Annotated in this window: 18 protein-coding genes; 14 read left to right on the top strand and 4 right to left on the bottom strand. The window is 74.0% G+C overall.

Annotation, left to right across the window (positions count from 1 at the left end):
* Positions 1-37 precede the first annotated feature (37 nt).
* From ACWCYY_RS03930 to ACWCYY_RS03915, 4 genes are all read left to right on the top strand, one after another.
* The gene (locus tag ACWCYY_RS03930) at positions 38-1,480 is read left to right on the top strand and encodes a SulP family inorganic anion transporter (protein WP_345282953.1); all 1,443 of its coding nucleotides are present in this window, start codon (positions 38-40) and stop codon (positions 1,478-1,480) included.
* An 11-nt stretch (positions 1,481-1,491) separates the two neighbouring features.
* Entirely contained in the window at positions 1,492-2,355 is an 864-nt protein-coding gene (locus ACWCYY_RS03925; RefSeq protein ID WP_380150315.1) for an MBL fold metallo-hydrolase, read from the top strand.
* A 151-nt stretch (positions 2,356-2,506) separates the two neighbouring features.
* The gene (locus ACWCYY_RS03920; RefSeq protein ID WP_449794999.1) at positions 2,507-3,553 is read left to right on the top strand and encodes a helix-turn-helix domain-containing protein; all 1,047 of its coding nucleotides are present in this window, start codon (positions 2,507-2,509) and stop codon (positions 3,551-3,553) included.
* A gap of 554 nt (positions 3,554-4,107) precedes the next feature.
* A complete protein-coding gene (locus tag ACWCYY_RS03915; protein ID WP_380150317.1) occupies positions 4,108-4,911 on the top strand; it encodes an endonuclease I family protein in 804 nt (267 codons plus the stop codon).
* Positions 4,912-4,989: 78 nt separating this feature from the next.
* Here the strand turns inward: ACWCYY_RS03915 and ACWCYY_RS03910 are convergent, their stop codons facing one another.
* On the bottom strand, positions 4,990-6,159 hold the full coding sequence (locus ACWCYY_RS03910; protein WP_380150318.1) for a hypothetical protein: 1,170 nt from the start codon (positions 6,157-6,159) through the stop codon (positions 4,990-4,992).
* A 121-nt stretch (positions 6,160-6,280) separates the two neighbouring features.
* Positions 6,281-6,811 carry a SigE family RNA polymerase sigma factor gene (locus ACWCYY_RS03905; RefSeq protein WP_345283157.1) on the bottom strand — a complete coding sequence of 177 codons (531 nt, stop codon included), beginning with the start codon at positions 6,809-6,811 and terminating at the stop codon, positions 6,281-6,283.
* Positions 6,812-6,885: 74 nt separating this feature from the next.
* On the opposite strand from ACWCYY_RS03905, the gene ACWCYY_RS03900 reads away from it, so the two are divergent.
* On the top strand, positions 6,886-7,026 hold the full coding sequence (locus ACWCYY_RS03900; protein ID WP_345283155.1) for a hypothetical protein: 141 nt from the start codon (positions 6,886-6,888) through the stop codon (positions 7,024-7,026).
* A gap of 107 nt (positions 7,027-7,133) precedes the next feature.
* Entirely contained in the window at positions 7,134-7,604 is a 471-nt protein-coding gene (locus tag ACWCYY_RS03895; protein ID WP_345283154.1) for a MarR family winged helix-turn-helix transcriptional regulator, read from the top strand.
* A gap of 58 nt (positions 7,605-7,662) precedes the next feature.
* On the opposite strand, the gene ACWCYY_RS03890 is transcribed toward ACWCYY_RS03895, so the two are convergent.
* On the bottom strand, positions 7,663-8,181 hold the full coding sequence (locus ACWCYY_RS03890) for an EF-hand domain-containing protein (RefSeq protein WP_449794998.1): 519 nt from the start codon (positions 8,179-8,181) through the stop codon (positions 7,663-7,665).
* Positions 8,182-8,327: 146 nt separating this feature from the next.
* On the opposite strand from ACWCYY_RS03890, the gene ACWCYY_RS03885 reads away from it, so the two are divergent.
* The 8 genes from ACWCYY_RS03885 (at position 8,328) to ACWCYY_RS03850 (ending at position 21,679) form a co-directional block, all read left to right on the top strand.
* Entirely contained in the window at positions 8,328-9,014 is a 687-nt protein-coding gene (locus ACWCYY_RS03885) for a TetR/AcrR family transcriptional regulator (protein ID WP_345283151.1), read from the top strand.
* A 112-nt stretch (positions 9,015-9,126) separates the two neighbouring features.
* Positions 9,127-10,263: an FAD-dependent oxidoreductase gene (locus ACWCYY_RS03880; protein ID WP_449794997.1), complete on the top strand. Its 1,137-nt coding sequence runs from the start codon at positions 9,127-9,129 to the stop codon at positions 10,261-10,263.
* A 115-nt stretch (positions 10,264-10,378) separates the two neighbouring features.
* Positions 10,379-10,798 carry a CU044_2847 family protein gene (locus ACWCYY_RS03875; protein ID WP_449794996.1) on the top strand — a complete coding sequence of 140 codons (420 nt, stop codon included), beginning with the start codon at positions 10,379-10,381 and terminating at the stop codon, positions 10,796-10,798.
* A complete protein-coding gene (locus ACWCYY_RS03870; protein ID WP_449794995.1) occupies positions 10,795-11,754 on the top strand; it encodes a trypsin-like peptidase domain-containing protein in 960 nt (319 codons plus the stop codon). The genes ACWCYY_RS03875 and ACWCYY_RS03870 overlap by 4 nt, the downstream gene beginning before the upstream one ends.
* 100 nt (positions 11,755-11,854) lie before the next feature.
* Complete coding sequence (locus ACWCYY_RS03865; protein ID WP_449794994.1) at positions 11,855-13,285, top strand: VMAP-C domain-containing protein; 1,431 nt, start codon at positions 11,855-11,857, stop codon at positions 13,283-13,285.
* A gap of 3 nt (positions 13,286-13,288) precedes the next feature.
* Complete coding sequence (locus ACWCYY_RS03860) at positions 13,289-14,350, top strand: AAA family ATPase (RefSeq protein ID WP_449794993.1); 1,062 nt, start codon at positions 13,289-13,291, stop codon at positions 14,348-14,350.
* 8 nt (positions 14,351-14,358) lie between these two features.
* A complete protein-coding gene (locus tag ACWCYY_RS03855) occupies positions 14,359-20,373 on the top strand; it encodes an SAV_2336 N-terminal domain-related protein (protein ID WP_449794992.1) in 6,015 nt (2,004 codons plus the stop codon).
* A gap of 112 nt (positions 20,374-20,485) precedes the next feature.
* Positions 20,486-21,679, top strand: a complete 1,194-nt coding sequence (locus ACWCYY_RS03850; RefSeq protein WP_345283148.1) for a CapA family protein — start codon at positions 20,486-20,488, stop codon at positions 21,677-21,679.
* Between the two features lie 22 nt (positions 21,680-21,701).
* Here the strand turns inward: ACWCYY_RS03850 and ACWCYY_RS03845 are convergent, their stop codons facing one another.
* Complete coding sequence (locus ACWCYY_RS03845) at positions 21,702-25,118, bottom strand: molybdopterin-dependent oxidoreductase (protein ID WP_449794991.1); 3,417 nt, start codon at positions 25,116-25,118, stop codon at positions 21,702-21,704.
* Between the last annotated feature and the right edge of the window lie 52 nt (positions 25,119-25,170).

Genomic DNA, 25,170 nt, shown 5'->3' with positions numbered 1-25,170 from the left:
ATTCTTGACGCACCGTCAAGAACCTGAGAGGGACTCGATGCCCCGTCGTCCCGTCCTCCCGCGGCAGGACCTCGCCGCCTCCCTGGTCGTCTTCCTGGTGGCCCTCCCCCTCTGCGTCGGCGTGGCCGTGGCCTCCGGCGTCCCCGCCGAACTCGGCCTGGTGACCGGCATCGTGGGCGGTCTGCTGACCGGCCTGCTGCCCGGCAGCAGCCTCCAGGTCTCCGGCCCCGCCGCCGGCCTCACCGTCCTGGTGCTGGAGGCCGTCCGCACCTTCGGCCTGGCCGCCCTCGGCGTGCTCACGCTCGCCGCCGGCCTCCTCCAACTCGCCATGGGTGCCCTGAAGTTCGGCCGCGCCTTCCGGGCCATCTCGGTGGCCGTGGTGCAGGGCATGCTGGCCGGGATCGGCCTGGTGCTGGTCTCCGGCCAGCTCTACGCCCTCACCGACACCCCCGCCCCCGGCCACGGCCTGGCCAACCTGGCCGGCCTGCCCCGGCTGCTGGCCTCCACCGCCGCCTCGCCGGGCGCCCTCACCGCCGCCGCCCTCGGCTGCGGCACCGTCTCCGTCCTGCTGCTCTGGCGGCACCTGCCGCCCGGCTTCCAGCTGCTGCCCGCCCCGCTGGCCGCCGTCGCGCTCGCCTCACTGGCCGTCTGGGCGCTGGGCCTGGAGGTGGCCCGGGTCCGGGTCTCCGGGCTGCTGGAGGCCGTCCACCCGCCCGGGGCCGGGGAGTTCGCCCTGCTCGGCCGGCTCGACGCGCTCGGCACGGTGCTGGCCTTCGCGCTGATCGCCTCCGCCGAGAGCCTGTTCAGCGCCGCCGCCGTCGACCGCCTGCACGACGGCCCCCGCACCCAGTACGACAAGGAGCTGCTCGCCCAGGGCGCGGGCAACACCGTCTGCGGCCTGCTCGGCGCCCTCCCGATGACCGCCGTCATCGTCCGCAGCGCCGCCAACGTCCAGGCCGGCGCCCGCACCAAGGCCTCCCGCGTCCTGCACGGCCTCTGGCTGCTGCTCTTCGCCGCCCTGATCCCCGCCGCCCTCACCGCCATCCCGCTGGCCGCCCTGGCCGGCGTCCTGGTGCACGCCGGAGCCAAGCTCATCCCGGTCAAGTCCCTGGTGCCGCTGTGGCGTTCGCACCGCGGCGAGGCCGTGGTGCTCGCCGTCACCGCGCTCGCGATCCTGGCCACCAACCTCTTCGAGGGCGTCCTGCTCGGCCTGCTGCTGGCCGTCCTCAAGGCCGCCTGGGAGACCTCCCACCTCCACCTGTCCGTCACCGACCACCGCGACGGCAGCGTCACGCTACGGCTGGCCGGCAACGCCACCTTCCTCCGCCTCCCCCGCCTGCTGGAGACCCTCGAACGCCTGCCGGCCGACCGCCCCGTCCACCTCGACCTGAGCGAGCTGCGCCACCTCGACCACGCCTGCCGCACCGCCCTGGCCCCCTGGACGGACAAGTCGCTGGACGATCACCTGGCGAGCCGTTAGCTTGCTCCGACGTGGACACGATCATCTTCAACGACAGCACCCCGACCGCCCTCCCCCTGGACGTCCGGTGGATCCACGGCTCGGAGTCGTCCAAGCACAACACCGACCCGGACATCCAGGTGTACGCGTACGACGAGCACACCCTGATCCTCCGTCAGAACAAGGCCGTCCACTTCGAGGCCCCGTTCCTCTTCCTGCTCTTCGGGGCCGAGCGCGCCGTCCTGATCGACACCGGGGCGACCGCCTCCCCCGAGTACTTCCCGCTGCGCGCCACCGTGGACGGCCTGATCGACCAGTGGCTCGCGGCCCACCCGCGCGAGGGCTACCGGCTGGTCGTCCTGCACACCCACGGCCACGGCGACCACAAGGCCGGCGACCCGCAGTTCGCCGACCGCCCGGACACCGAACTCGTCCAGGCCGACCGCGACTCCGTGTACGCCTTCCTCGGCCTCACCGAGGACCCCACCGCCACCGTTCCGCTGGACCTCGGCGGCGGCCGGGTGCTCAACTGCTTCGCCATCCCCGGCCACCACGCCGCCTCGGTCGCCTTCCACGACCCGCACACCGGCATCCTGCTCACCGGCGACACCGTCTACCCGGGCCGCCTCTACGTCGAGGACTGGGAGGCCTTCACCCACTCCGTCGACCGCCTGATCGCCTTCGCCGAGACCCACCCCGTCACCCACGTGCTCGGCTGCCACATCGAGATGACCAGCACCCCTGGCGTCGAGCACCAGTACTTCGCCTCCTACCAGCCCGACGAGCACGTCCTGGAGCTCACCGTCGACCACCTCCGCCAGATCCGCACCGCGATCGACGAGATCGGGGACAAGCCCGGCCACCACTCCTACCCGGACTTCGCCATCCAGCGCTGATCCGGCCTCCCTCCGGGCTCCGGGACGGCGGGGCGAGCCGTCCAACAGGTCGGCCGGGACTTCGTCAGCTCGCCCCCCGCGCCCCGGAGTCCGCCGGTCCGCCCGCCCCGCCGTGCCACCATGCGCAGACCAACGACCGGGGGGTTCGGACATGGTCACCAGCACGGGCAGGGGCGCGGGCACCGGCACGAACGTGAGCACCGGCGCGGCGCCGGGCACGGGAGCTGGCGCGGGAGCGGGAGCGGGAGCGGGAGCGGGAGCGGGCACCGGCAGGACGGCCAACGCGGGCACCAGTTGGGGCACCTCCGCCGACGGCGGCAGCTGGGAGCTGGCGGTCCGTCAGCCGACCACCGCCCTGCGCGGGCAGGTGCTGGAGTACCGCGGCTACCGGATGGACCTGCGCCACCCGCGCCGACGGCTCGAAGTGCCCACCGCGGTGGTCACCATGGTGCTCGGCTTCGACGGCCCGATGCGGCTGACCGACGCCGTCGACCCGGCCAGGACCGCCTCGTTCACCTCGCTGATCGGCGGCATGCGGCGCACCGGCACCATCGGCGAGCACGACGGACGGCTGCACGGGCTCGCCGTCTCGATGACCCCGCGCACCGCCTTCGGGGTCTTCGGCCCGGCCCTCGGCGACCTCACCAACCAGTGGGTCGAACCGGCCGACGCCCTCGGGCACCGCACCTTCCAGCGACTGCTGGAGCAGCTCTTCGAGGCCCCCGGCTGGGACGCCCGGGCCCGGGTGATGGACGCCTTCCTGCTCTCCCGGCTGGCCCGCAGCCGCCCCTGCACCTCCGCCGTCGACTGGGCCTGGCGCGAACTCCGCCGCACCAACGGCCAGATGGCCGTCAAGGAGCTCGCCGACACCATCGGCTGGAGCCGCCGCCGGCTGGAGACCGTCTTCCGCGAACAGGTCGGCCTGCCGCCCAAGGGCTGCGCCCGCATCCTCCGGCTCCAGCACGCCCTGCGCGAGTACCGCGACTCCACCGACCGGGACGGCGCCCGGATCGCCACCCACTGCGGCTACTTCGACCAGGCCCACCTGGTCCGGGAGTTCCGCGCCACCCTCGGCTGCACACCGTCCCAGTTCTTCGCGCACCGCAGCCGCCAGCTCGGTGCCGAACCCGCCGACCGCCTCGCCGGCGAGGTCACCACCGCCCTGCTCCCCAACGGCGACCGCGCGCCGGTCGGTTGACGGATCCCCGGCGGGGGTTCGCATTTTTACAAGCCCCGCCCCGCCCTCCCGGGAGAGGATGGACCCCGAGAGCAAACGGTCCCACCGAGACCCTTCGAGAACGGAACGCCACGCGCCCGAGGAACTCCCGTCCGGCGGCGGCCCCCGGAGCGGGGCACGGGCAAGGTGCCCCGCCCCGGGTCCGCCCGACCGTACCGGAGAAGGTCCCTCCCGTGCAGCACCTGAGTGCCGTGCTCCCGCCGGCCACCACCGAAGGCCCGGTCCCCGGCCCGGACCGACCCCGACCACCTGTCCCATCGGGGGCGGTCGTCGCCCCGGCCCGCCGGAGCCGGGGCGACGACCGACGCTGGACCCGACGCTCCGCAGCCCGGACGGCGACCCACCCGCCGCGGCGTATGCGAGAACGTCACGGAACCGCCTCCTCCCGGTAACTCCGGCTCCCCCGTGGTCATGTCATGCTCTCGCCTGACATGACGTCAACACGCGTAGATCACCGGGGCCGCAGCGCCGCCGGCGCGGTCGCGCGCACTCTCCTCCGGGAAGGGACACCCCCCATGTCCGTTGCGCACAGAGGTAGTTGGAAGGCGATGGCGGCCGCTGCGGCCGCCCTCCTGGTCGGCCTCACCCTGCCGGGCGTCACCGCCTCCCCCGCCAGTGCGACCACGACCGCGTACGACAGCACGTACTACAAGAACGCGGTCGGCAAGAGCGGCAGCAGCCTGAAGTCCGCGCTGCACGGCATCATCTCCAGCGGCACCAGCAAGATCTCCTACGACGCGGTCTGGAACGCCCTCAAGGTGACCGACCAGGACCCCAACAACACCGCCAACGTGCTGCTGCTCTACAGCGGCGTCTCCCGCAGCAAGTCCCTCAACGGCGGCGCCGTCGGCAACTGGAACCGCGAGCACGTCTGGGCGCAGTCGCACGGAGACTTCGGCACCACGGCCGGCCCCGGCACCGACCTGCACCACCTGCGGGCGGCCGACGTCCAGGTCAACAGCACCCGGGGCAACAAGGACTTCGACCAGGGCGGCAGCCCGGTCAGCGGCGCCCCCGGCAGTTACACCGACTCCGACTCCTTCGAGCCGCGCGACGCCGACAAGGGCGACGTGGCCCGGATGATCCTCTACATGGCCGTGCGCTACGAGGGCGACGACGCGTTCCCGGACCTGGAGGCCAACGACCTGATCAACGGCAGCGTCCGCTTCCACGGCCGGCTCTCGGTGCTCAAGCAGTGGAACCAGCAGGACCCGCCGAGCGCCTTCGAGGAGCGCCGCAACCAGATCATCTTCGACACCTACCAGAAGAACCGGAACCCCTTCGTCGACCACCCGGAGTGGGTCAACCTGATCTGGTGACGGCCGTGCCGGGCACGGCGGTCCGCGGCCCCGGCCGCCTTCCCACCCCCGTGGGGCAGGCGGCCGGGGCCGCCGCTCTCAGCCCCGCCAGGCGGGGGATCCGGCCATCGCCACCAGCTGGTCCAGGCTGAGCACCTCGCGCCCGTCCATCGGCGGCACGTCCGGCCAGACGCCGGGGCCCGTCTGGACCAGGCCGACCCGGGTGCCGTCGGCGTGCAGGGCCTCGACGGACCAGCTCTTCACCGGGGCGGTGTCGTCCGAGTTGTCCCGGACCCGCCGGGCGATCACCGCCGTGCCGTCGGCGGCGCGGGTCAACTCGCCCGGCTGGGCGCCGGATTCGAAGGCCTGCGGGGTGATCTGGTCGTGCAGGTGGACCGACAGGCCCAGCTGGGCCTCCCGGCCGTCGCCGGTGAGCGCGATCCGCTGCTCGCCGTTGCCGAAGCGTCCCTCGGCGGCCTTGCCGGTCACCCCCGGGGGCAGCAGCGCGAGGCCGGTGGCGGCGATCCGGTCGGCCGGCATGCCCTGGAAGGCCGACTTGGGGTAGCCGGGCACGGCCAGGGCGCTGAACACCGGGTCCCACTCCGGGCTGGTGGCGAGCGCGGTCAGCTGGGCCACCGTCAGGGAGGCCTCCGGATCCTGCCCGGAGAGGTCCAGCCGGATCCGGCGGCCCTCGGCGGTGGTGGTCTGCAGGAGGAGGCCCTTCCGGCCACCCGCCTCGCCCGGGTCCTGGGTGCGCTGGAGCAGGACGATCGTCCCGTCCGCGCCCTCGGTGCGGGTGCAGACCGCCGGCTGACCGCTCGTCAGGCATTCGGTGCCCGGCGTGTCGGCGTCCACCGGGAGCGGCATCCGCTCGGTGGTCAGCGAGAACCGGACCGGCCCGTGGCCGACGTCCAGCATCAGCGCCACCGTCGGGCCGACCGAACCGAAGCCCCGCGTCCCGATCCCGGAGCCGTGGATCCCGGTGACCGAGCCGGGCGGCAGCAGCGAACGCACCGTGCGCTCCATGAAGGCCGCCGAGATCGGCTGGTCGTCGGCCGGCGTCACGGTGCCCGCTCCCGGGAGCAGCGCCGCGGTGGCCAGCCCCGAGGCCACCACGGCGGCGCAGACCCCCAGCCGGACCGTACGGCGCCGGCGGCGCAGCGCCCGGCCGCGGGTGGCCGCTCCGGCGGCCAGGGCCGTCGGCTCGGACTGCGGGGCCGAAGCGGCAGCGCCTCGGAGCGCCCGGGCGAACTCGTCCTCGTACGACATCACTTGGCCCTCCTCGGGCGTGGTTCGGGGCGCGCGGCGGGCCGGCGGGAAGGGGAGGGTGGAGGGCAGCAGGCCCCGGCGGGCGGTGGCCGGAGGGGCGACGGAGGCAGCTGAGCGGCCGTCACTTGACGGCCAGTTCCGCGAGGTCGGTGCCGAGCACCCCGCGCAGGCGCTCCAGCGCCCGGGCGCTGCGGGTGCGGACCGCCCCGGAGCGGAGCTTGAGCGCCGCCGCCGTCTCCTCGACGCTGCGGTCCTCCCAGAAGCGCAGCACCAGCACCGCCCGGTCCTGCGGGGCCAGCCGGGCCAGCGCGTCCAGCAGCGTGACCCGCAGGGCCGGGTCCGTCTCGCCGGACGGCGTCTCGCGGATGGTGTCGGTGACGTGCTCGCCGCTGCTGCGCCGCCGCTTGTGCGTCAGGAAGGCGTTGACCAGCGTGGTCTGCGCGTAGGCGGCCGGGTTCTCCATCCGGGAGACCTTGCGCCACTTCACGAACATCCGGCCGAGCGCCTCCTGGGCCAGGTCCTCGGCGAGGTGGGCGTCGCCGCCGGTGAGCAGGAACGCCGTCCTCACCAGGTGCGGCCCCCGCCCGGCGGCGAACTCCAGGAAGTCCAGGGGCCGGTCATGGGCCGTCTCGTCTGCGGTGGTGTCCCTCATGCCACTTCAACGCGATGGGACCGCGATCGTGTCACACCCCCGTCCGGGGTTCTTTCCGGTGGCGCCGCCGACGGATGCGGCGCGAGCTGGACCGCGAGCCGCAGCGCGGGCTGGTGCCGGAACGGTTCGTCTCCTCGCTGCCGGCGGAGGACGAGGACGTGCTGCGCCGCATGCTGACGGCCGATGCGGCCGCCCCGTCGACGACATCGATGTAGACCGAAGGGCCGCCCCGGCCGTAAGGTGGGGGCGGTTCACTTCACGGGCCGTCGTGCGCGGCCCCGACCGGGGGTGACGTCCTCCCCCCGCGGCGATGGGATGCAGTGTGTACGACAGGCGGAGCGGCGCCTCCAACCCCTCCGAACGGACCGTCCGGCTCCTGGCCCAGGCGGCCAGGTCGCTGGACGCGATGCTGACCGCGCGCCTGACCGGACGCGGGCTGTCGGCCCTGCACCAGAGCGTCCTGGAAGCCCTGACCGAGCTCGGCCCGCACGGGCTGCCGGACCTCGCCCGCCAGCTGGACGTCGAGGAGTCGGCCCTCTCCCCCGTGGTCGAGGAGCTGACCGCGCACGGCCTGGTGGACCTCCTCGTGGTCCACGTCGGCGGGCGCCGTCGGCTGGTGACCGTCACCGAGGCGGGCACGGCCGCCGCGGCGGCCGGCGGCACCGACGAGCAGGAGGTCCAGGACCAGATGCTGGCCTCGCTCACCCGGGGCGAGCGGGCCCAGCTCCACTACATGCTCCGGCAGGTCTGCGCCTCGGCGTCCCGCGGCTCGGCCCGGCCGCGGGCCTCCTGAGGACCCGTCGTCCTCGCCCCGCCCTGCCGAGCGGCCCGACGGAGCGTCAGGGGGAGCCTCAGCCGAGGAGGTGGTCGGTGACCTGGTGCCCCTCGCCGGTGTAGTAGCCGGCGATGCTCTCCAGCCAGCGCTCGCCCGAGACCCGGCCGGTTCCCGCGGGGTCGAGCTCGTCGAAGGTGGCCTCGGCCCGGGCGACCGCGAAGCCGGTGGCCACCATGCAGGCCACGTACTGCTCGCGCTCCACCCAGCCGTCGCCGTTCCGGTCGGCCGCGCCCACCAGCGCCTCGGCGTAGGGGCGGACGTAGCGCTCGAAGGCCGCCCGGTCGTGGACCACGGCCGAGTACTCCTCGAAGTCCACGACACCGTCGCCGTTGCTGTCGGCCTGCTCGTACAGTCCCTGCCAGTACGTCAGGTACGCCTCCCGCACCCGCAGGGCGGCGGCCGTCCCGGGCTCGATCCCGCTGGCCGCGATCACCCGGTCCGCCAGCAGCTCGAAGTCGCCCCGCTCCAGCACCCCGCTGTCGTCCGCGTCCAACAGGCCGAAGCGGTAACGGGCACGGTCCTGCGAAGCACCCACGGTCGCACTCCCTCACACGGAACGGACAGGTCCGGAGGGAGGTTACCGGGCCACCCGCCCCCGCAGCCACACCGATTCACCCGGTGGAACGGCACGGCCCGGCGGCGCGGCCCGGCGGGCACGAACGCGTTCGTTACGATCGGGGGATGACTGAGCCGAGGAGCCGCCGGGAGCGCCCTGCCAAGCCCGCCCTGTCGCGGCGGTGGATCGTGGAGACCGCCGTGCGGATCATGCGCGACGAGGGCCTGGAGAAGGTGACGATGCGCCGGCTGGCGCAGGAGCTGGACACCGGCCCGGCCTCGCTCTACGTCTACGTGGCCAACACCGCCGAACTGCACGCGGCCGTGCTCGACGACCTGCTCGGCACGGTCGACCTGACGGCCCCCCGGGCCGAGGAGGGCGACTGGCACGGGCAGCTGACGGCGGTTCTGCTCGGCTACGCCCTGGCCCTGTTCGAGCATCCGCAGCTGGCCCGCTCGGCCCTGGTGGCCCGGCCCAGCGGGGAGAACTACCTCCGGTTGGTGGAGCGCGTGCTCGCGCTCCTGGCGCACAGCGGCGCACCCACGGCGCAGGTGGCCTGGGGTGCGGACGTCCTGCTCCAGCAGGCCACCGCCGCCGCGGCCGAGCACTCCACCCGGGCGGGCGACCCGGCCCGGCAGCGCGACTGGGAGGCGCTCACCCACGCGCTGGAGACGGTCGACCCGGCCACCCACCCGGCGATCCGCGCCCACATGCCGGCCCTGGTCGGCGGCGCCGGGGCCCGGCTGGCCTGGTCCGTCCAGGCCCTGATCAACGGCGTCGTCAGCACCCCCGTCCCGCCCCCGCACGGCTGACCGACCCCCTCCGCGCGGCCCGCTCCTCCGCCGCGCCCGTCGACGAACTTGTTCGCTACGAACATGTTCGTTACCGTGGAGGAGTCAGACCGCACGCCCCGAGGAGGCCACCATGAGCACCCACCACCCCATCGCGATCATCGGCGCGGGCCTCGGCGGCCTGGTCGCAGCCCGGGTCCTGCACGGCCACGGCATCGAGGCCGCGGTCTTCGACCTGGAGGAGTCGGCCGCCGCCCGCACCCAGGGCGGGATGCTGGACATCCACGAGGAGAACGGCCAGCGGGCACTGCGCGCGGCCGGGCTGCACGAGGAGTTCCTGGCCCTGGTCCACCCCGGCGGCGAGGCCATGCGGCTGGTCGGCCCGGACGGCACCGTGCACGTCGAGGCCGAGGACGACGGCACCGGCGGCCGCCCCGAGATCGACCGGAGCGACCTGCGCCGGATGCTGCTCGACTCGCTCCCCGAGGGCACCGTCCACTGGGGGCGCAAGGTCACCGGGGCCCGCCCGCTCGGCGACGGGCGGCACGAGGTGGCCTTCGCCGACGGCCCGACCGTCACCACCGACCTGCTGATCGGCGCGGACGGCGCCTGGTCCCGGATCCGGCCGCTGCTCTCCGACGCCGTCCCCGCCTACACCGGCATCTCCTTCGTGGAGGCCGACCTGCTGGAGGCCAACACCCGCCACCCGCACAGCGCGGCCCTGCTCGGCGGCGGCTTCTTCCTCTCCCTCGGCCCCGGCCGCGGCTTCCTCGGCCACCGCGAGACGGACGGCAGCCTGCACGTCTACACCGCGCTCCGGGCCCCCGAGGCCTGGCTGGACACCGTCGACTTCACCGACGCCCCGGCCGCCAAGGCCGCCGTCCTCGCCCACTTCGAGGGCTGGGACGAGGGCCTGCGCGCCCTCGTCTCCGACGCCGACGGCAGCCTCGTCCCGCGCCGCATCCACGCCCTCCCCGTCGGCCACCGCTGGGCCCGCGTCCCGGGCGTCACCCTGCTCGGCGACGCGGCCCACCTGATGTCCCCGTTCGCCGGCGAGGGCGCCAACCTCGCCATGCTGGACGGCGCCGAACTCGCCCTCGCCCTGGCCGCCCACCCCGGCCGGCCCGAAGCCGCCCTGGCCGGCTACGAAGAGGCGCTCTTCCCACGCAGCGAGGCCTCCGCCGCCGAGTCCGCCGAGAGCCTGGAGACGATGTTCGGCGAGCACGGCCTGGAGCGCATGACGGCCTTCTTCACCGGATCCCCCTCCTGACGTCGCGTCAGCCCTCGGAGGTCGATCACGACGTACCGGCATCCGGCGGAAGCGACGGCGGTATCCTGTCCGACAGTTGGAACCGACTGCTGGACAGGGGGACCGGGTGGCGGGGATGGTGACGCTCGAGACGATCGAGCTGGGGGACGGCACGACCGTCCGGGCCGAGGTCATCGGCGACGTCAACTTCCAGGCCGACGACGAGGGTTCGGGGTACGGCGACGTCGGCCTCCGGGACCGCGCGGCGCAGGTGGGTTCGGCCGTCGCCCTGACGCTCGACCAGGTGCGCGGTACCGTCCAGGGAATCGGCCGCTGGGCGGCGGAGTCGATCACCCAGGGCCAGGCGGGCTCACCGGATGCCTTCGAGGTCGAGTTCGGGCTGAAACTGGCCGTGAAGTCGGGCCAGTTGCTCGGGATCATCGCCGAGGCCGGCAGCGAGGCCGGATTGACCGTCCGGCTCTCCTGGGACCTCGCGGCGCGCCGCGAGCGGGCCGCAGCCGCCGGGGCCGGGCCGGTGCCCGCCGCCGGAGAGTGACCGGGGCTCACCTCGGTGGGGCGCACGCCGAGGACCTGCGCCGCTGTGCGGTCCGGGTCGAGGTCGCGGGCGAGTTCCGGGGCAGCGGTTTCCTGGCGGGTCCGGGCCTGGTGATGTCCTGTGCCCATGTGGTCCGGCCGGGCCGGGACGACGGGACCGGTGCGGTCCTCGTCCGGCACGGCTCCGAGGCGTACGCGGTCGCCCCGACTGCGGTGCGCGCCGAGCCGCCACTCGCGGGTGACGGCAGGTTCCACGCGTTCCCCGACCTCGCCCTTCTCACCGTTCCCGGGCTGGCCGGCTCGCCCGCCGCACCGCTGGCGGACACGGAGGCCGAACCCGGTACCTGGCTGACCGCTCTCGGCTTCTCCACCTTCACCCCCTCCCCTAGCGTCGAGGCCGACACCCTGTCGCTCCAAGTGGTCGGCCGCTCGGGCCCGTTCGTCCGCGTGCAGGGCTCGGTACAGCCCGGTTTCAGCGGCAGCATGCTGGTCGGTGCGGACGGCCGGGTGGCCGGTGTGCTCAAGGGCAGCCGCTCGTACAAGCAGGACCTAGGGGGCTGGTACGTACCGCTGGCTGCCTTGACCGCGCTAATCAGCTCCGGGCGAGGGCAGGGCCTGGCGGCTCCGGCCGCCGCACCCGGATCCCCACCGACCGACGCCGAGTTGGTGGAGCTACTGATGGCCTTCCCCGTGACGGCCCGGGCCGACGGCCGCTTCGACCTGCTGGAGATCATGGGCTACCACCTCGGCCTGCCCCACTCCTTCGAGGCGGAGGAGCGATCCGGCCGTCGCGACCACCTCCACCGCATCGTGCGTCGCTGCCGACACCACCGCGACTGGCGATCCGCCCTGCGGGCCCTGTACGCCGCCATGGAGGAACTCGCTCCCTACGACGGCACGTTGGAGGAGCTCCGGACCGTCATCGGACGCGCGGCAGGGAGCTGGGAGAGCAGGTAGGACGATGGGGGAAGGAGCACACGGGCGGAGCCGACCGCAGTGGGGGGAAGCGCCGCGCGAGCGGAGTGGCGGATGGCCGCACCAGACCGACGACCTGCTGATGGAGATCCTGCTCGGCTTCCACCGGATGTCCCGGCTGTCCTTCCGTCAGGACGTCCTGGAGGCGATGGGTCGTTCGGAACCGTGCCGAGGCTTCGACTCGGACGTCGAGGAGAGCAACCAGGCCCGCGCGCACGTTCGGACCATCGTGGCGACCCTCCGCCGCCACCGTGATCCGGGCGCCGCGCTCGAGGCGCTCTGCAGGGCGCTCCGCGACCACGCGCCCGACGACGGCGCCCTGGCCTGGCTGGAGTTGACCGTCCTGGGGCTCACCCGGGAGTGCGGCCTGCCCACCGAGACGCTGCTCCGGTTCGTTCGACTGCTACGGGCGCTGGCAGCGCAACCCGCGCCCGAGCGCCTGAGGCGCCACCTGCCCGAGGGGGTCAGCGGCCTGACCCTGCTGCCGGCCGACGCCACCCTGCCGGAGGTCGTACGGCGGCTGATGGACCGGCGCGGTACCGCCGATCCGGGTCCGGTCCTGCACTTCCTGGACGCCCTGACCACCGACCCCGCCCTCCAGAGCGACCCGCAAGTGGACTCCCTCAGAACGCTGTTGGTTCAGGTAGGAGGCTCCGGCCGGTCTGCGGCGAGCCGGGGTGCGCACCGCCTCATCGTCCAGATCCGGCTCGACCCCGAGACGCCCGAGCACATCGACAACTGCCGTTACCTGCTCCGGGCCTCCTACTACCGCCAGCCGCTGACCGGTGGCCGGTTCCGCCGGATCGACACCCTCGGCGCCAGCACGTCGCTCGCCAAGGACGAGCTCATCGCGGAGGGGAGCGCCCGGCTGGCCGGCTGGGCGAGCCTCGTGGCCGAGATGCGGTCGGCCGTGGGCAGCCAGGTCCGGATCGAGTTCCTCCTCCCCGCCTCCCTCCTCGGCCACAGCGCAGAGTTGTGGTCACCCAGCCGCAACGGACAACGGCTCGGCCACCACTACCCGGTGGTGGTCCGCTCCCTCGACCGCTACGCCGATCCCTGGCTCGACCCGGTCCCGTGGCGCGACCGGTGGCAGCACCTGTTCGCCGAGAGCATCGACCAGGACGTGCTGGACCGCATCGAGTGGCCCTCGCTGCTGCCGGAGCAGGCCGCCGACCTCCCGAAGTGGCTGGCCGGCCGCCCCACGCTCGCATGCATGGGGCTGAACACCCCGTACGAGGAACTCGATCCCCGGGTCCGGCGCGCCGTGGACAACGCGATCTTCATCGACGGAGTGCCCGTCATGCTCTGGCGAAGGATCGCCGGTGACCCGAAGGAGCTTGTCTCCGCCCTGCGCGAGCGGTGCCCGATCTCACTGGCCCAGCTGCCCGAACTGGTCCACCAACACCGGAAGGACACCCGGGAGGCGGTGGGCCAGGAAGGCATCACCCTGCTCTGGGACGACCCCGACTGCGTGGACCCCGACCAGGACGCCCCCTATCCGGGAATGGTGTGACAGATGACGACCGATCACAAGGCCGCAGTGGTGCCCGAGGACTGGCACGTCTACCGGGGCACCGGAGTACCTCATCCCGGCATCGGTTCGCTGCCACCGGCCCCGGTCTGGCGGGCGTTCGGCGACTGGGTCGAGCGCAAGGACGAACTGCCGCTCCCACCCGAGGGCGACCCGACCGGTCCGACCGCCCGCCGACTGGGCCGCCTGCGGCAGGCAACGGCATACCAGGCCGACCGCCGGGAGATCCAACTCGTCAATCTGGCGCTGCACCTGAGGCGCCCGCTGCTGATCACCGGCAAACCCGGCGTGGGGAAGTCCACCCTCGCCTACGCCGTCGCCCACGAGCTCGGTGTCGGTCCGGTACTGCGCTGGCCGATCAGCAGCCGCTCCACACTCCGGGACGGGCTCTACACCTACGACGCCATCGGCCGACTGCACGAAGCCGGGTTGCGCACACCGCAGGACGGCCGTCAGGAGCCCCCCGCCATCGGACGCTTCCTCCGTCTGGGCCCGCTCGGGACCGCCCTGCTGCCCTGGCGGGTGCCGAGGGTGGTGCTCATCGACGAGATCGACAAGAGCGACATCGACCTGCCGAACGACCTGCTGAACGTCTTCGAGGAGGGAGAGTTCGAGATCCCGGAGCTCCAGCGCCTCGGCTCGGGAGCCCAGGAGGTCGCCACCGCCGACCCCGGCCGTACCGCCGTGGTCAGGGACGGCCAGGTGCGCTGCGCCGACTTCCCCTTGGTGGTGCTCACCAGCAACGGCGAACGGGAGTTCCCCTCGGCGCTGTTGCGGCGCTGCATCCGTCTGGAGATCCAACCGCCGACCGAGGAGCGACTGGCCGCCATGGTCTCCGCCCACCTCGGGGACGACACCGCCGCCGGCCCCCGGCGCACCGCGCTGATCGCCGAGTTCCTACGCCGGCAGCGCGAGGACGGCGCCGAACTGGCCAACGACCAGCTACTCAACGCCCTGCTGATGAGCGAGCGCGGTCTGCCGGACGGCGGGGCTGGTGGGGACGACGTCATCCAGGACGTGCTGCTGCGCCCGCTGAACGAGAGCTGAGGCCCGCGGTGACCGACCGCGATCCCGCGGACCGCACCGGGGTGCCCGCACCGCCCGATCCGCACGAGGCCCTCCGGGAGGCGCTCGCCGGGCTGCTCGGCCGTGCCGTCGACGGCACGTCAGGTTCCTTGCCGCTCCCCCAGGACGTGGCGGACGTCCTCTGGATCGCCCGGCTCACCGGGATCGCCCCGGCTCCCTCCGACGGTGTGGCGGAGCGGGACGACACACCCGACCGGGGCGGGGCACCGGCCCCGCCCGAGCCACCGGAGCCGGAACCCGTCGCCGGGCCCGCCGGGCCCGAAGCGCCGTCCGGAGCTCGAAGGACCGAACTCCACCCCCGGCCCGTCGCGGGCGCCGCCGGCTCGGACGGGACGCGCGGTGCCGAAGTCGTCCAGGTGACCCGTCCACCGGCTCTTCCCGGCGCGCTCGACCTCGCGCGTGCGCTGCGACCGCTGCGGCGCCCGCTGCGTGACCCGTCGGGTCGCGTCGAACGGACCGGGTTGGACGAGGAGGCGACGGCCGACTCGAGCGCGGACCTCGGATTCCTGCTCCCCGTCTGGCGGTCGGAGCGCCAACGCCGGTTCTCGGTCGACCTGTTGGTGGATGCCGGGAGCACCATGGCGATCTGGCACGGCCTGGCCGGCGAACTCGCGGCCCTGCTGGAGCGGCACGGCGCCTTCGACGACGTACGGTGCTGGTCGCTCTCCACCGACCACCCCGTCCCGCGCCTGACACCGTTCCGCCGAACGGTCCGGCACACCCGGACGACCGTACGGCCCGCCGTCCCGGACCCGCGGTGGGCCCGGCCGCTCGCCGACCCGCTGGGCCGCCGCATTCTCCTGGTGCTCACCGACGGTGTCGGGCCGGCCTGGTACGGCGAGGAGCTCCCCGGCTTTCTGGCCCGGAACGTCAGCCGCCGCCCCGCCGCCGTGCTCCAGGTCCTGCCTCGCCGGCTCTGGCACCGAACCGCGCTGCGCCCCAAGTCCGTCGAGGCACGTTCGGGCAGCCAGGGAAGCTCCGTCCCGGCCATCCGGTCCGACGCCGCCCTGCCCGGCATCCCCCGCGGCCAGCGGGGCGGCGCAGCCCGGGCGGCGGTGCGCTGGCTCCCGGTGCTGGAGGTGGATGCCGAATGGCTAGCCCCCTGGGCCGAGGTCGTCGCCGGGCGCACCTCGGGCTGGACTCCGATGCTGGCCGCTCCCGTCCGCGGCGTCCCCCGGCCACGGCCACCAGTGCGCTCCGACCCCACCCCGGCGACGGCCTCCGAGCAGGTCGCCCAGTTCCGGGCCGGCAGCTCCCCGGACGCCTACCGGCTCGCCTGTCACCTCGCGGCGGCACCGCTGAGCCTGCCGGTGATGCGGCTGGTCCAGCGCGCCACCCTGCCCGGCTCCGGGCAGCCGGAACTCGCCGAACTCTTCCTCTCCGGCTTGCTCGAGGTCCGCACGGACGCTCCCGACCCGGACGAGGTGGTCTACGACTTCCGGGACGGCGTACGGGAGGAGCTCCTCGCCGAGCTGACCCGTACCGAGTCCGTCCAGGTCCTGGAGGGTGTCCTGGCCAAGGTGTCCGGTCAGGTCGCCGCCACCTTCGGCGGGACCCTCGACTTCCGCGCCCTCGCGGCGAGCGCCGGCGCGGACGGCCTGCCGCTGCCGTCCCGGAGCCGTCCGTTCGCGGAGGTCGCGGTCGCGGTACTGGCCGGCGCGGGCGGACAGCACGCTGCGCTGGCACGCAAGTTGGGCACGGCGGTGGCGACCGTCCAGGTGGACTCCGGCCCGCCTGCCCCCGGACCGGCGCCCCTCGTTCACGACACGGGGCTCGTGAGCCACCGGCCGCGCGAACTGGCCCTTCTGGTACGAGCCTGCGATCCCGAGTCGGCCAGCCTGAAGGACCGTCACTCGACCGTGGTCGTCGAGGCCGCTCCGCGCACGGGCAAGAGTTCGCTGCTCCGGGAGTACGTCCACCGTCACGGTGCGCGCCACTCGCTCGTGCACTGGATCGACGGAAGCAGTGTCGAGTCCCTGGCCACCGGGTTCGAGTCACTGCGATCGACCCTGGGCCGGCCCGGTCTCCCGACCCGGTCGGTCGGACAGATTCTGCGTCGGCGTCCGGGCTGGTTGGTCGTCATCGACGACCTGGTCCACGACGACGCCCTCGCCGGTATCGCCGGCGGCTTCGGCCTGGCCGATCCCGGACCGGGCTGCCTGCTGGTGGCGACGCCTTCGCTGCGCGGCACACGGCTTCCCGAGGGGACCGTCATCATCGGGCTCGACAAGTCGGTCGAGGACGCGACGGCGGATGCGGGCGCAGCCGCCGGTCCGGAGGCACAGGTCCACCGCGTCAGGAGCCACCGCCTCGATGTGCGTGCCGTCGCACTGGCGACGATCTCCGGCCCAGACGGCACATCGCGGCTCGCCGTCTGCGACCGCAACGGGGTGGTGTCCCTCCGCGACCCCGCACACGGGTCCGTCGTCGGTCCCGTGGTCCCGCTGTGGCTCGACACCGATGTCGTGACCATGGGGGGACGGCTCCGGTCGGACCGCTCCCTCGTGCTCCACGTCCTCGGGGGCGACGGCCTGCTGTACAGGTCGACCGGCACGAACACCACGCGGACGCGTCTGCGGACGGGGCGCCCGCGACGGCCCTCCGCACTGGGCCACCTCACCCACGTCGACGGAAGCCCCTTCCTCTGGACGCTGGACGAGGACGGCGGCATGGACCTGAGGGACCCCGCCACCGCGGCCCTGGTCCGGACCCTGCCGCGGCTTCCGTTCCCCGACGTGCAGACCGCCACTGCCGTCACCCGTGCTGACGGCTCGTCGGACCTGATCGTCGTCGACACCGCAGGACGGGTGTTCCGGTGCGAGCTCGACGGCACCGGGCGCCTCCTCCTCGGCGTCACGTCACCCGACTCGGTGTGGACGGTGGCCGGCCTCACCTCCTCCCGACAGGGGTACACCTTCGCCTCGCTCGACCGCCGGGGCGAGTACCTGCACATCTGGAGCGTCCCCGTCCCACCGGTCGAGGAGGAGCCCCCCACCCGAGTGATCGCGGACCGCTACCGGCTGGTCCGGGAGATCGGCAAGGGGAGTGCGGGGCGGGTCTGGGAGGCGGTGGACCAGCGGGACGGCTCGGTGGTGGCCGTCAAGGTCAGCCACCGCACCGCCGCGTGGTACCAGACCGGGCGGGCCTCGGACTTCGTCCGGCAGGCTCGCGCCCTGCGTACGCTGCGGCACCCCGGCCTCACCGCCGTGCTCGACGCCGGTGTCCAGGAGGACACCGCCTACCTCGCGATGGAGCTCGTAGGCGGACCGGACCTCCACGCCGCCTTGGCGGCCGGACGGATGCCGCTCGAACGGGCGGTGGAGGTGGGACGTGACGTCGCCGCGGCGCTGGAGCACCTGCACGATCACGGCCTCGTCCACCGGGACGTGAAGCCCGCCAACATCCTGTTCCGCCCGACGGGAGAGGCGGTGCTCTGCGACTTCGGCGTCGGGTGGGAGGATCGGCCGGACTACGACGAACGGGAGGACGTCCACCTCACCTGGAAGGGGACCACGCCCCACTACATGGCGCCGGAGCAGGCCCTGGGCCGGACGGAGGGCCCCGCCCTCGACCTCTACTCACTCGGCTGTGTGCTGTACGAGATGCTGACCGGTGCACCACCATTCAGTGGCCGGTCGGCCTGGGACGTGATGGCGCGTCACACCAGCTCCCCACCGACGTCTCCCCGGGAGGCCGCGCCCGAGGTGCCGGAGGCACTCGCCCAGCTCGTCCTGGACCTGCTGGAGAAGGATCCGAGCCGACGGCCGCGGACCGCGGGCGAGGTCGCCGAGCGACTTGCCGCCCTGCCGGTCGTGACCAGGCGTCCGACGGAGTCCGCACTGAACTTCTCACTGCTCGGCCCCGTTCAGGCCTGGCGCGGTGGGGAGCCGGTCAAGCTGGGATCTCGCCGGCAGCTGGCGGTCCTGACGATCCTGCTGATGAACCTCAAGCACCCGCTCACCACCGAGGAGTTGGTGGCGGCCCTCTGGGAGGAGCCGCATCCTCCGGACGCGGCCTCCTTGCTGACGACCGATCTGGAGAGCCTGCGCGAGGTGCTGAACACGGGAGCCGGAGCACCGGACGTCCTGCTCCCGGCGGCCGGGGGCCTGCACCGCCTGCGCATCCCGGAGGAGTCCGTGGACGTGGTGCGCTTCGAGCGGTGGCTCGACCGAGCGGACCAGGACTTCCGGGACGGGGACCTGCCCGGCGCCCGACGTCATGCCCGGAACGCCCTCACCCTGTGGAACGGGACACCGTTCTCGGGCGCCTTCGGACACTGGGTGCGCGGATACCGTGCCCAGTTGGAGGAGCGCCGCGTCCGGGCGCAGGAGCTGGTGACCGGATCCCCTCCCGACGAGGTGGACGCGGACTCGCGCGAGGGGCTGCGCTTCTCGGTGCTGGGGCCGTTGAAGGCCTGGCACCACGACGAGCCCCTGTCCCTCGGGTCGCCGCAGCAGCAGGCGGTGCTCGCCGCGCTGCTGGTGAATTCCGGACGGGCGGTGACCACTCGGGCTCTGGTCGACGGGCTGTGGGGTGACCGCCCACCGCCCCAGGCCGTCGCAGCGTTGCGGACATACGTGTCACGCCTTCGCGCGATCCTCGAGCCTTTCCGCAGGCCGGGCGAACCGAGTCGGCTCCTGAAGAGCGTCAGTGACGGATACGCGCTGCTGGTCTCGGGCGATCTGGAGGAGTTCGGCACCCTGATGGAGCGGGCCCGTCAGGCAGGCCGGACCGGCGACCCTCAGAGGGCGCATCAGCTCCTGCAGTCCGCACTGTCCCTGTGGAAGGGCACCCCGCTCGCCGGTGTCCCGGGGCCGTACGCCGAGATGATGCGCGCCGAGCTGCTCGAACGTCAGGTCGACGCCAATGAGCTGCTGTTCGAGACTTCGCTGGACCTCGGGTGGCACGAGGAGATCGTGCCGGAGCTCTCCCGGCTGGCCGCCGCCCACCCGCAGCGGGAGCGGCTGTGCGCACTCCAGATGCTCGCCCTCGACCGGTGCGGCCGGTCACCGGAGGCGCTCAGTGTCTACCGGGCCACTCGGCGGCTGCTGGTCGAGGAACTCGGCATCGAGCCCGGCCCGGAGCTCACCGCGCTCTACCACCGGATCGACGCCCACGACCGCGACCTCCGGTCCGGCAGTGTGGACGGCCTGCTCGAACGGCTGAGCTCCGTCGAGCCCGTCCCGCCCCCCGCGTACGACGGGCTCCCCGACGTGCTGGACGCGCTGGACCTGCCCCCGGACTCCGACCCCACCTCGCACGGCCTGGCCTTCGGCGTCGGACCCGGCCTCACGCCGGTGTCCGTCGATCCCGAGACCGACCCGCTGTTCGTGGTGTTCGGCGAGAGCGGGGCGGGAAAGTCGGCGCTGCTGCGGCTGCTCATCAGGCGCATCACCGAGCGGTACACCCCCGAGCAGGCCGGCATCGTGGTCGGCGACTTCCGCCGCTCGCTGCTCGGGGCGGTGCCGCCGGAGTACCTGGTGGAGTACGCGGCCGCCGCCCCGGCGATGGCCTCCGTCGTGGAGCTGCTGCGCGGCGCCTGCGCGAGCCGCGCCCCCGGCCCGGATGTCACCCGGGAGCAGCTGCGCGACCGCAGCTGGTACACCGGCAAGGACATGTTCGTGATCGTGGACGACTATGACCTGGTCGCCACCTCCTCGGGCAACCCGATGGCGCCGCTGGCCGAGTTCCTCCCGTTCGCCCGGGACCTCGGCCTGCGCGTGATCATCGCGCGGCACTCTGGCGGTGCGGGCCGCTCGCTGTACGAGCCGTTCATGCAGCGGATGCGCGATTTCGGGGCCGGCGGCGTACTGCTGTCCGGTGACGAGCGGGAGGGCCAACTGCTCGGCACCGCGAAGGCCCGGCCACTCCCACCCGGGCGGGGGACCTTCGTGACGCGCCGCAACCCCGGCGGGGTCCTGGTCCAGACGGCCTGGCTGTCACCGGACGCGGAGGGCTCCGCCGTGGAGCGGCCGGACGGCTGACGGGACGGCATCCACCCTGGGGCTCGGTCGAACGGGTGACCGCCTCGCGTGGCGCGACCGCGCGCGGCCGCACTCGTCTCATGGTCGGAGATACCGACCATGAGACGAGTTGATGATGAGTCATTCATGCCGCACGGCCCTGCTCCCCGCCGCGGTCCTGCTGGCGGCCACGGCGGCCTGCGCCGGCCCCGCCCCGCAGCAGAGTGCCCAGCCCGCTCCCGTACCGGCCGCTCCCGCCGTGCCGGCCCCCGCCGACGACGGGCGGCGGCCGTTCACCCTGGTCGCCTCCGGGGACGTGCTGCCGCACGCCTCGATCATCCGCCAGGCCCAGGCCGACGCCGGGGGCAGCGGGTACGACTTCTCCAAGATGCTGGCCGGGGTCAGACCGGTGGTCTCGGCCGCCGACCTGGCGATCTGTCACATGGAGACGGTGTACGGCGCCGAGGGCGGCCCGTTCACCGGGTACCCGACCTTCAAGTCCCCGCCGGAGGTGGCCCGGGCGCTGCGGGACACCGGCTACGACTCCTGCTCCACCGCCTCCAACCACACCCTGGACGCGGGGGCCGCCGGGATCGACCGCACGCTCGGGGCGATGGACGCGGTCGGGCTCGGGCACGCCGGGTCGGCCCGCAGCGAGGAGGAGCGGGGGCGCCCCGCCCTGCTCAGGGCCGGCGGTGCGACCGTGGCCCAACTCGCCTACACCTACGACACCAACGGGATCCCGTTCCCCGAGGGGCGCCCCTGGGCGGTCAACCTGATCGACCGCGACCGCATCCTCGCCGACGCCCGCGCCGCCCGCCGGGCCGGTGCCGACGTGGTGGTGGTCAGCATGCACTGGGGCACCGAGTGGCAGGACGACCCCAATGAGCAACAGCTCACCCTGGCACAGGAGTTGACGGCCGCCCGGACCGACGGACGGCGCGACGTCGACCTGATCCTCGGCACCCACGCCCACATCCCGCAGGCCTACGAGCAGGTCAACGGCACCTGGGTGGTCTACGGCATGGGCGACCAGCTGGCCGGGGACATGTACAACTACACCGGCGCCTTCGACCCCCGGGGCAACCAGAGCTCGATCGCCCGGTTCACCTTCTCCCCGCCCACCGGCCCGAACGGGCCGTGGACCGTCAGCAAGGCCGAGTTCGTCCCGCAGCTGACGGACCTGGCCACCAACCGGGTGCTCGACCTCACCGAGGCCGTCCGGCAGAACCCGGCCAACACCGACTGGGCCAAGGCGCTGGACCACATCCGCACCGTCGTCCTCAGCCGCGGCGGCGCCGACGCCGGCCTCACCGCGGCCCCTTGACCGGACGCCCGCGGGGCAGGTCTCACAGGTCCAGGACGACATCGCCGCACGGGACCGCCTGGCAGGTGAGCGCGGTCCCCTCGGGCAGCTCCTCCGAGGTCTCCACCAGGTGGCCGACCCGGCCCTCCAGCACGGTACAGGCGCAGCTCTCGCACTGCCCGGCCCGGCAGCCAGTGGCCATCGCGACCCCGGCCCGCTCGCCGAGGTCGAGCAGCGAGCCCGAGCGCGCGGTCCACTCGGCGCTGCGGCCCGAGCGCGCGAAGGTGACGGTGAAGCGGGCGTCCTCGGCCAGCTCCACCTCGCGGCGGGCCGCGCGGAACCGCTCGCTGAACACCTCGAAGGCCGGCACGCCGCGCTCGCGCAGCCCGGCGGTCAGGGCCCGGAGCATCGGCTCGGGGCCGCAGAGGTAGAACCGGGCCCGGCGGGCGAGCAGGCCCGGTTCGATGTCGTCCGCCGACGGGAAGCCCTCCCGGTCGTGGTCACGGCCCCGCAGGTCCTGGCCCGGCCGGGGCCGCGCGTAGTACGTGACCACGCGCAACTGCGGTATCAGCAGCTCCAGTTCGCGCAGCCGCTCGCGGAAGGGGTGGTCGCCGCCGTGGGCGACGCCATAGTGCAGGACGACCTCCGGGACGGTGCCGCCGCGGGCGGCCAGGGTCTCCAGGTGGCTGAGGAAGGGGGTGATGCCGATGCCGCCGGCCAGCAGCACGACGGGCGCGTCGGTGTCGGTGGGCACGCAGAAGACGCCGCTCGGGCTGCCCACCCGCAGCTCGTCGCCCACCCGCAGCCGCCGGTGGACGAAGGTGGAGAAGGCCCCGCCGGACTGCAGCCGCACCGCCAGCCGGTAGGCGCGGCGGTCGGGGTCGACGGCCGCGCCGGTGAGCGAGTAGCTGCGCGCGGTCCCGGGCTCCTCGGCCGCGACCGTGAGGTGCTGCCCCGGACGGAAGTCGGGCAGCGGGCCGCCGTCGGTGGGGGTCAGACGCAGCGTCAGCACGTCGGCGCCCTCGCCTTCCAGGGCGCTGACGGTGAACGGCCGGGTGCCCGCCCAGCCGGGCTGCCCGTCCACCGGCGTGACCTGGCAGGCCACCGCACGCAGCGGCGCCGAGCCGCTGAGCGGGTCGACGACCGCGTGGTCGACCAGGCGGTTGTAGTTGCTGCCCGCCTCGGAGAGCGGATCGGCACCGGGCAGGGCGAGGTCCGCGGCCTCCTGCCACCAGCCGTACTCGCCGACCACGACGCCGGGGTGCAGCGACCCGTCGAACCGGGCCCGCATCCGGATCGCGCCCGTGCGGGTGGCCAGCCGCAGCAGGTCGCCCTCCGCGATGCCGCGTGCGGCGGCGGTCTCCGGGTGGAGGTCGAGGTGCGGTTCGGCGGCCCGGCGGCGCAGCGCGTTGACGCCGCGGTGCTGGCTGTGGACGTAGGTGCCGTGCTTGGCGCAGGTCAGCAGCAGGGGGTGGTCGGCGTCGGTGGCGGCGGGCTCGCCGGGGGCGGGCTCGCGGTGCTCGGGCACCGGCGGGTAGCCGTGCTCCAGCAGCTTCTGCGAGTAGAGCTCGACCCGGCGGGTGGGGGTGCCGAAGCCGGCGACCTCGCCGTCGCCGGAGCTGCGGCGGTAGCGGCGCTCGCCCTCCGGGACCGGCACCCGCACCCCGCCCGGCCGCTCGCGCAGCTGGGCGACCGTCAGGCCGAGCGGCTCCAACTGCCAGTTCCAGGCGGCCTCGACGTCGCCGTCGAAGAACCGGTCGCCGAAGCCGAGCCGGCGGGCCAGCTCGAAGACCACCTCGGTGTCGGAGCGGGTGCCGGGCAGGGGTTCGACGATCCGCTGCCTCAACTGCACCTGCTCCTGGGCCCGGTGGCCGACCTCGAAGCCGAACCGCAGCGCCTCGTGCTCGTAGGCGCTGTTGACCGGCAGCAGCAGGTCCGCGCTCGCGCTGGTGGGGTTCTCGAACAGGTCGAGGTGGACCTGGAAGTCCAGCGCCCGCAGCGCCCGCGCGGTGGCGTCCGAACCGGGCTGGGACACCACCAGGTTGGAGCCGAACCCGACCAGGGCGCGGACCGGGTAGGGCTCGCCGTCCTCGATCGCCCGGCGCAGGTCGCCCGCGTTGACGTAGCCGGAGGCGGGCGGTCCGAGCGGGTGCCGGTCGAGGCCGAGGGCTTTGGCGCGCTGTCCGGGGGCGAGGTCGGCGAGGGTGCTGGCCGGGCGGTACGGCGGAGGGGGTGCGAGCAGGTTGCCGCCGGGCGCGTCGAAGGAGCCGGTCAGCGCGTAGAGGGTGGCGAGGGCGCGCTCGGTCTGCGCGGCGTTGGCGCTCTGGCCGACGCCGGTCCAGCCGTAGTAGGTCACCGAGCCGCCGCCGCGCACCTGCGCGCCGATCTCGGCCGCCAGGTCGTGGATCTGTTCCGGCGTCAGCCAGGTGGCGGCCGCGGCGCGGTCGAGGGGCCAGTGCGCGCAGGCGCGGGCGTAGTGCTCGAAGGCGGGGCTGCAGTGGACGACCGCCCCGGTGCGGGTGCGGACCGGGTGACGGCCCCTCAGTGCGAAGCGCTCCGGACGCACCGCCGCCCGCCGGGTGTCGTACGGCACGGCGGCACGGGCCTCGTGGTCCCAGGTGACGAAGGCCCGGCCGCCGTCGCCCGCCGGGGGCTCCGCGAGCTCGCCGGCCCGCAGGAAGCGGCCGTCGTCCTCCCGCACCAGCAGCGGGGCGTTGGTCCAGGCGCGGACGAACTCCTCGTCGTACCAGGCGTTCTCGATCAGCTGGTGGGCCAGCCCGAGCGCCAGCGCGGCGTCCGCGCCCGGGCGGATCCGCAGCCAGCGGTCGGCGCGCAGCGCGCTGGTGGAGCGGCGCGGGTCGACGACGGCGAGCCTGGTGCCGTTCGCCTGGGCGGCCGAGAGCGCGGCGGACTGGGAGAGCCAGGTCTTGGCGGGGTTGAACCCCCAGAGCACGGCGAGGCCCGCGCGCGCGTAGTCGGGCGGCGGTATCGGGCAGCCGAAGGTGAAGGCGTGCGCGACGTCCTTGTGCCAGTTGCAGATCTCGGCGCTGTAGACGGTGTTGGGGCTGCCGAAGCGGCGCACGAAGCGCTCGATCCACTCGGTGGCGTCCGACACCATGGTGCCGCTCGGCGTGGCGACCGCGAAGGCGACCGCCTCGGGGCCGTGCTCGGCGGCGACCGCGGCCAGCCGCCCGGCGATCTCGTCCAGCGCCTCGTCCCAGCCGACCGGCCGCCAGCCCGGGTCGGGATCGGTCTTGGGGGTGGTGCGGCGCAGCGGTGTGGTCAGGCGCCTGCTGCCGTGGGCGATCTCGGGCGCGGCGCGGCCCTTGGGGCACATCGCCGCCCCGTTCGGATGGTCCGGGTCGGGGCGCACGGCGGTGATCCGGCCGTCCTCGACCGTGTACACCGCCGCGCACCGCGACTTGCACAGGGTGCAGAATCCGCGCTTCTCCTCGACCATCCCAGGCCCTCCGGGTGCCGCTCGCGGTCGCCCGCCGAGCCCTGTCGTCTCG

The organism is Kitasatospora sp. NPDC001664 (assembly GCF_053596675.1).
The sequence above is the reverse complement of the archived record's forward strand: the minus strand, read 5'-3'. Positions and strand labels throughout refer to the sequence as shown.

Excerpts from the sequence above, each read along its gene's own strand:
- ACWCYY_RS03860 (WP_449794993.1), top strand. The coding sequence starts at position 13,289 with ATGACGACCGATCACAAGGCCGCAGTGGTGCCCGAGGACTGGCACGTC.
- ACWCYY_RS03845 (WP_449794991.1), bottom strand. The coding sequence starts at position 25,118 with ATGGTCGAGGAGAAGCGCGGATTCTGCACCCTGTGCAAGTCGCGGTGC.
- ACWCYY_RS03930 (WP_345282953.1), top strand. The coding sequence starts at position 38 with ATGCCCCGTCGTCCCGTCCTCCCGCGGCAGGACCTCGCCGCCTCCCTG.
- ACWCYY_RS03885 (WP_345283151.1), top strand. The coding sequence starts at position 8,328 with ATGACTGAGCCGAGGAGCCGCCGGGAGCGCCCTGCCAAGCCCGCCCTG.
- ACWCYY_RS03865 (WP_449794994.1), top strand. The coding sequence starts at position 11,855 with ATGGAGATCCTGCTCGGCTTCCACCGGATGTCCCGGCTGTCCTTCCGT.
- ACWCYY_RS03905 (WP_345283157.1), bottom strand. The coding sequence starts at position 6,811 with ATGAGGGACACCACCGCAGACGAGACGGCCCATGACCGGCCCCTGGAC.
- ACWCYY_RS03850 (WP_345283148.1), top strand. The coding sequence starts at position 20,486 with ATGATGAGTCATTCATGCCGCACGGCCCTGCTCCCCGCCGCGGTCCTG.
- ACWCYY_RS03880 (WP_449794997.1), top strand. The coding sequence starts at position 9,127 with ATGAGCACCCACCACCCCATCGCGATCATCGGCGCGGGCCTCGGCGGC.
- ACWCYY_RS03915 (WP_380150317.1), top strand. The coding sequence starts at position 4,108 with ATGTCCGTTGCGCACAGAGGTAGTTGGAAGGCGATGGCGGCCGCTGCG.
- ACWCYY_RS03875 (WP_449794996.1), top strand. The coding sequence starts at position 10,379 with ATGGTGACGCTCGAGACGATCGAGCTGGGGGACGGCACGACCGTCCGG.
- ACWCYY_RS03920 (WP_449794999.1), top strand. The coding sequence starts at position 2,507 with ATGGTCACCAGCACGGGCAGGGGCGCGGGCACCGGCACGAACGTGAGC.
- ACWCYY_RS03900 (WP_345283155.1), top strand. The coding sequence starts at position 6,886 with ATGCGGCGCGAGCTGGACCGCGAGCCGCAGCGCGGGCTGGTGCCGGAA.
- ACWCYY_RS03910 (WP_380150318.1), bottom strand. The coding sequence starts at position 6,159 with ATGTCGTACGAGGACGAGTTCGCCCGGGCGCTCCGAGGCGCTGCCGCT.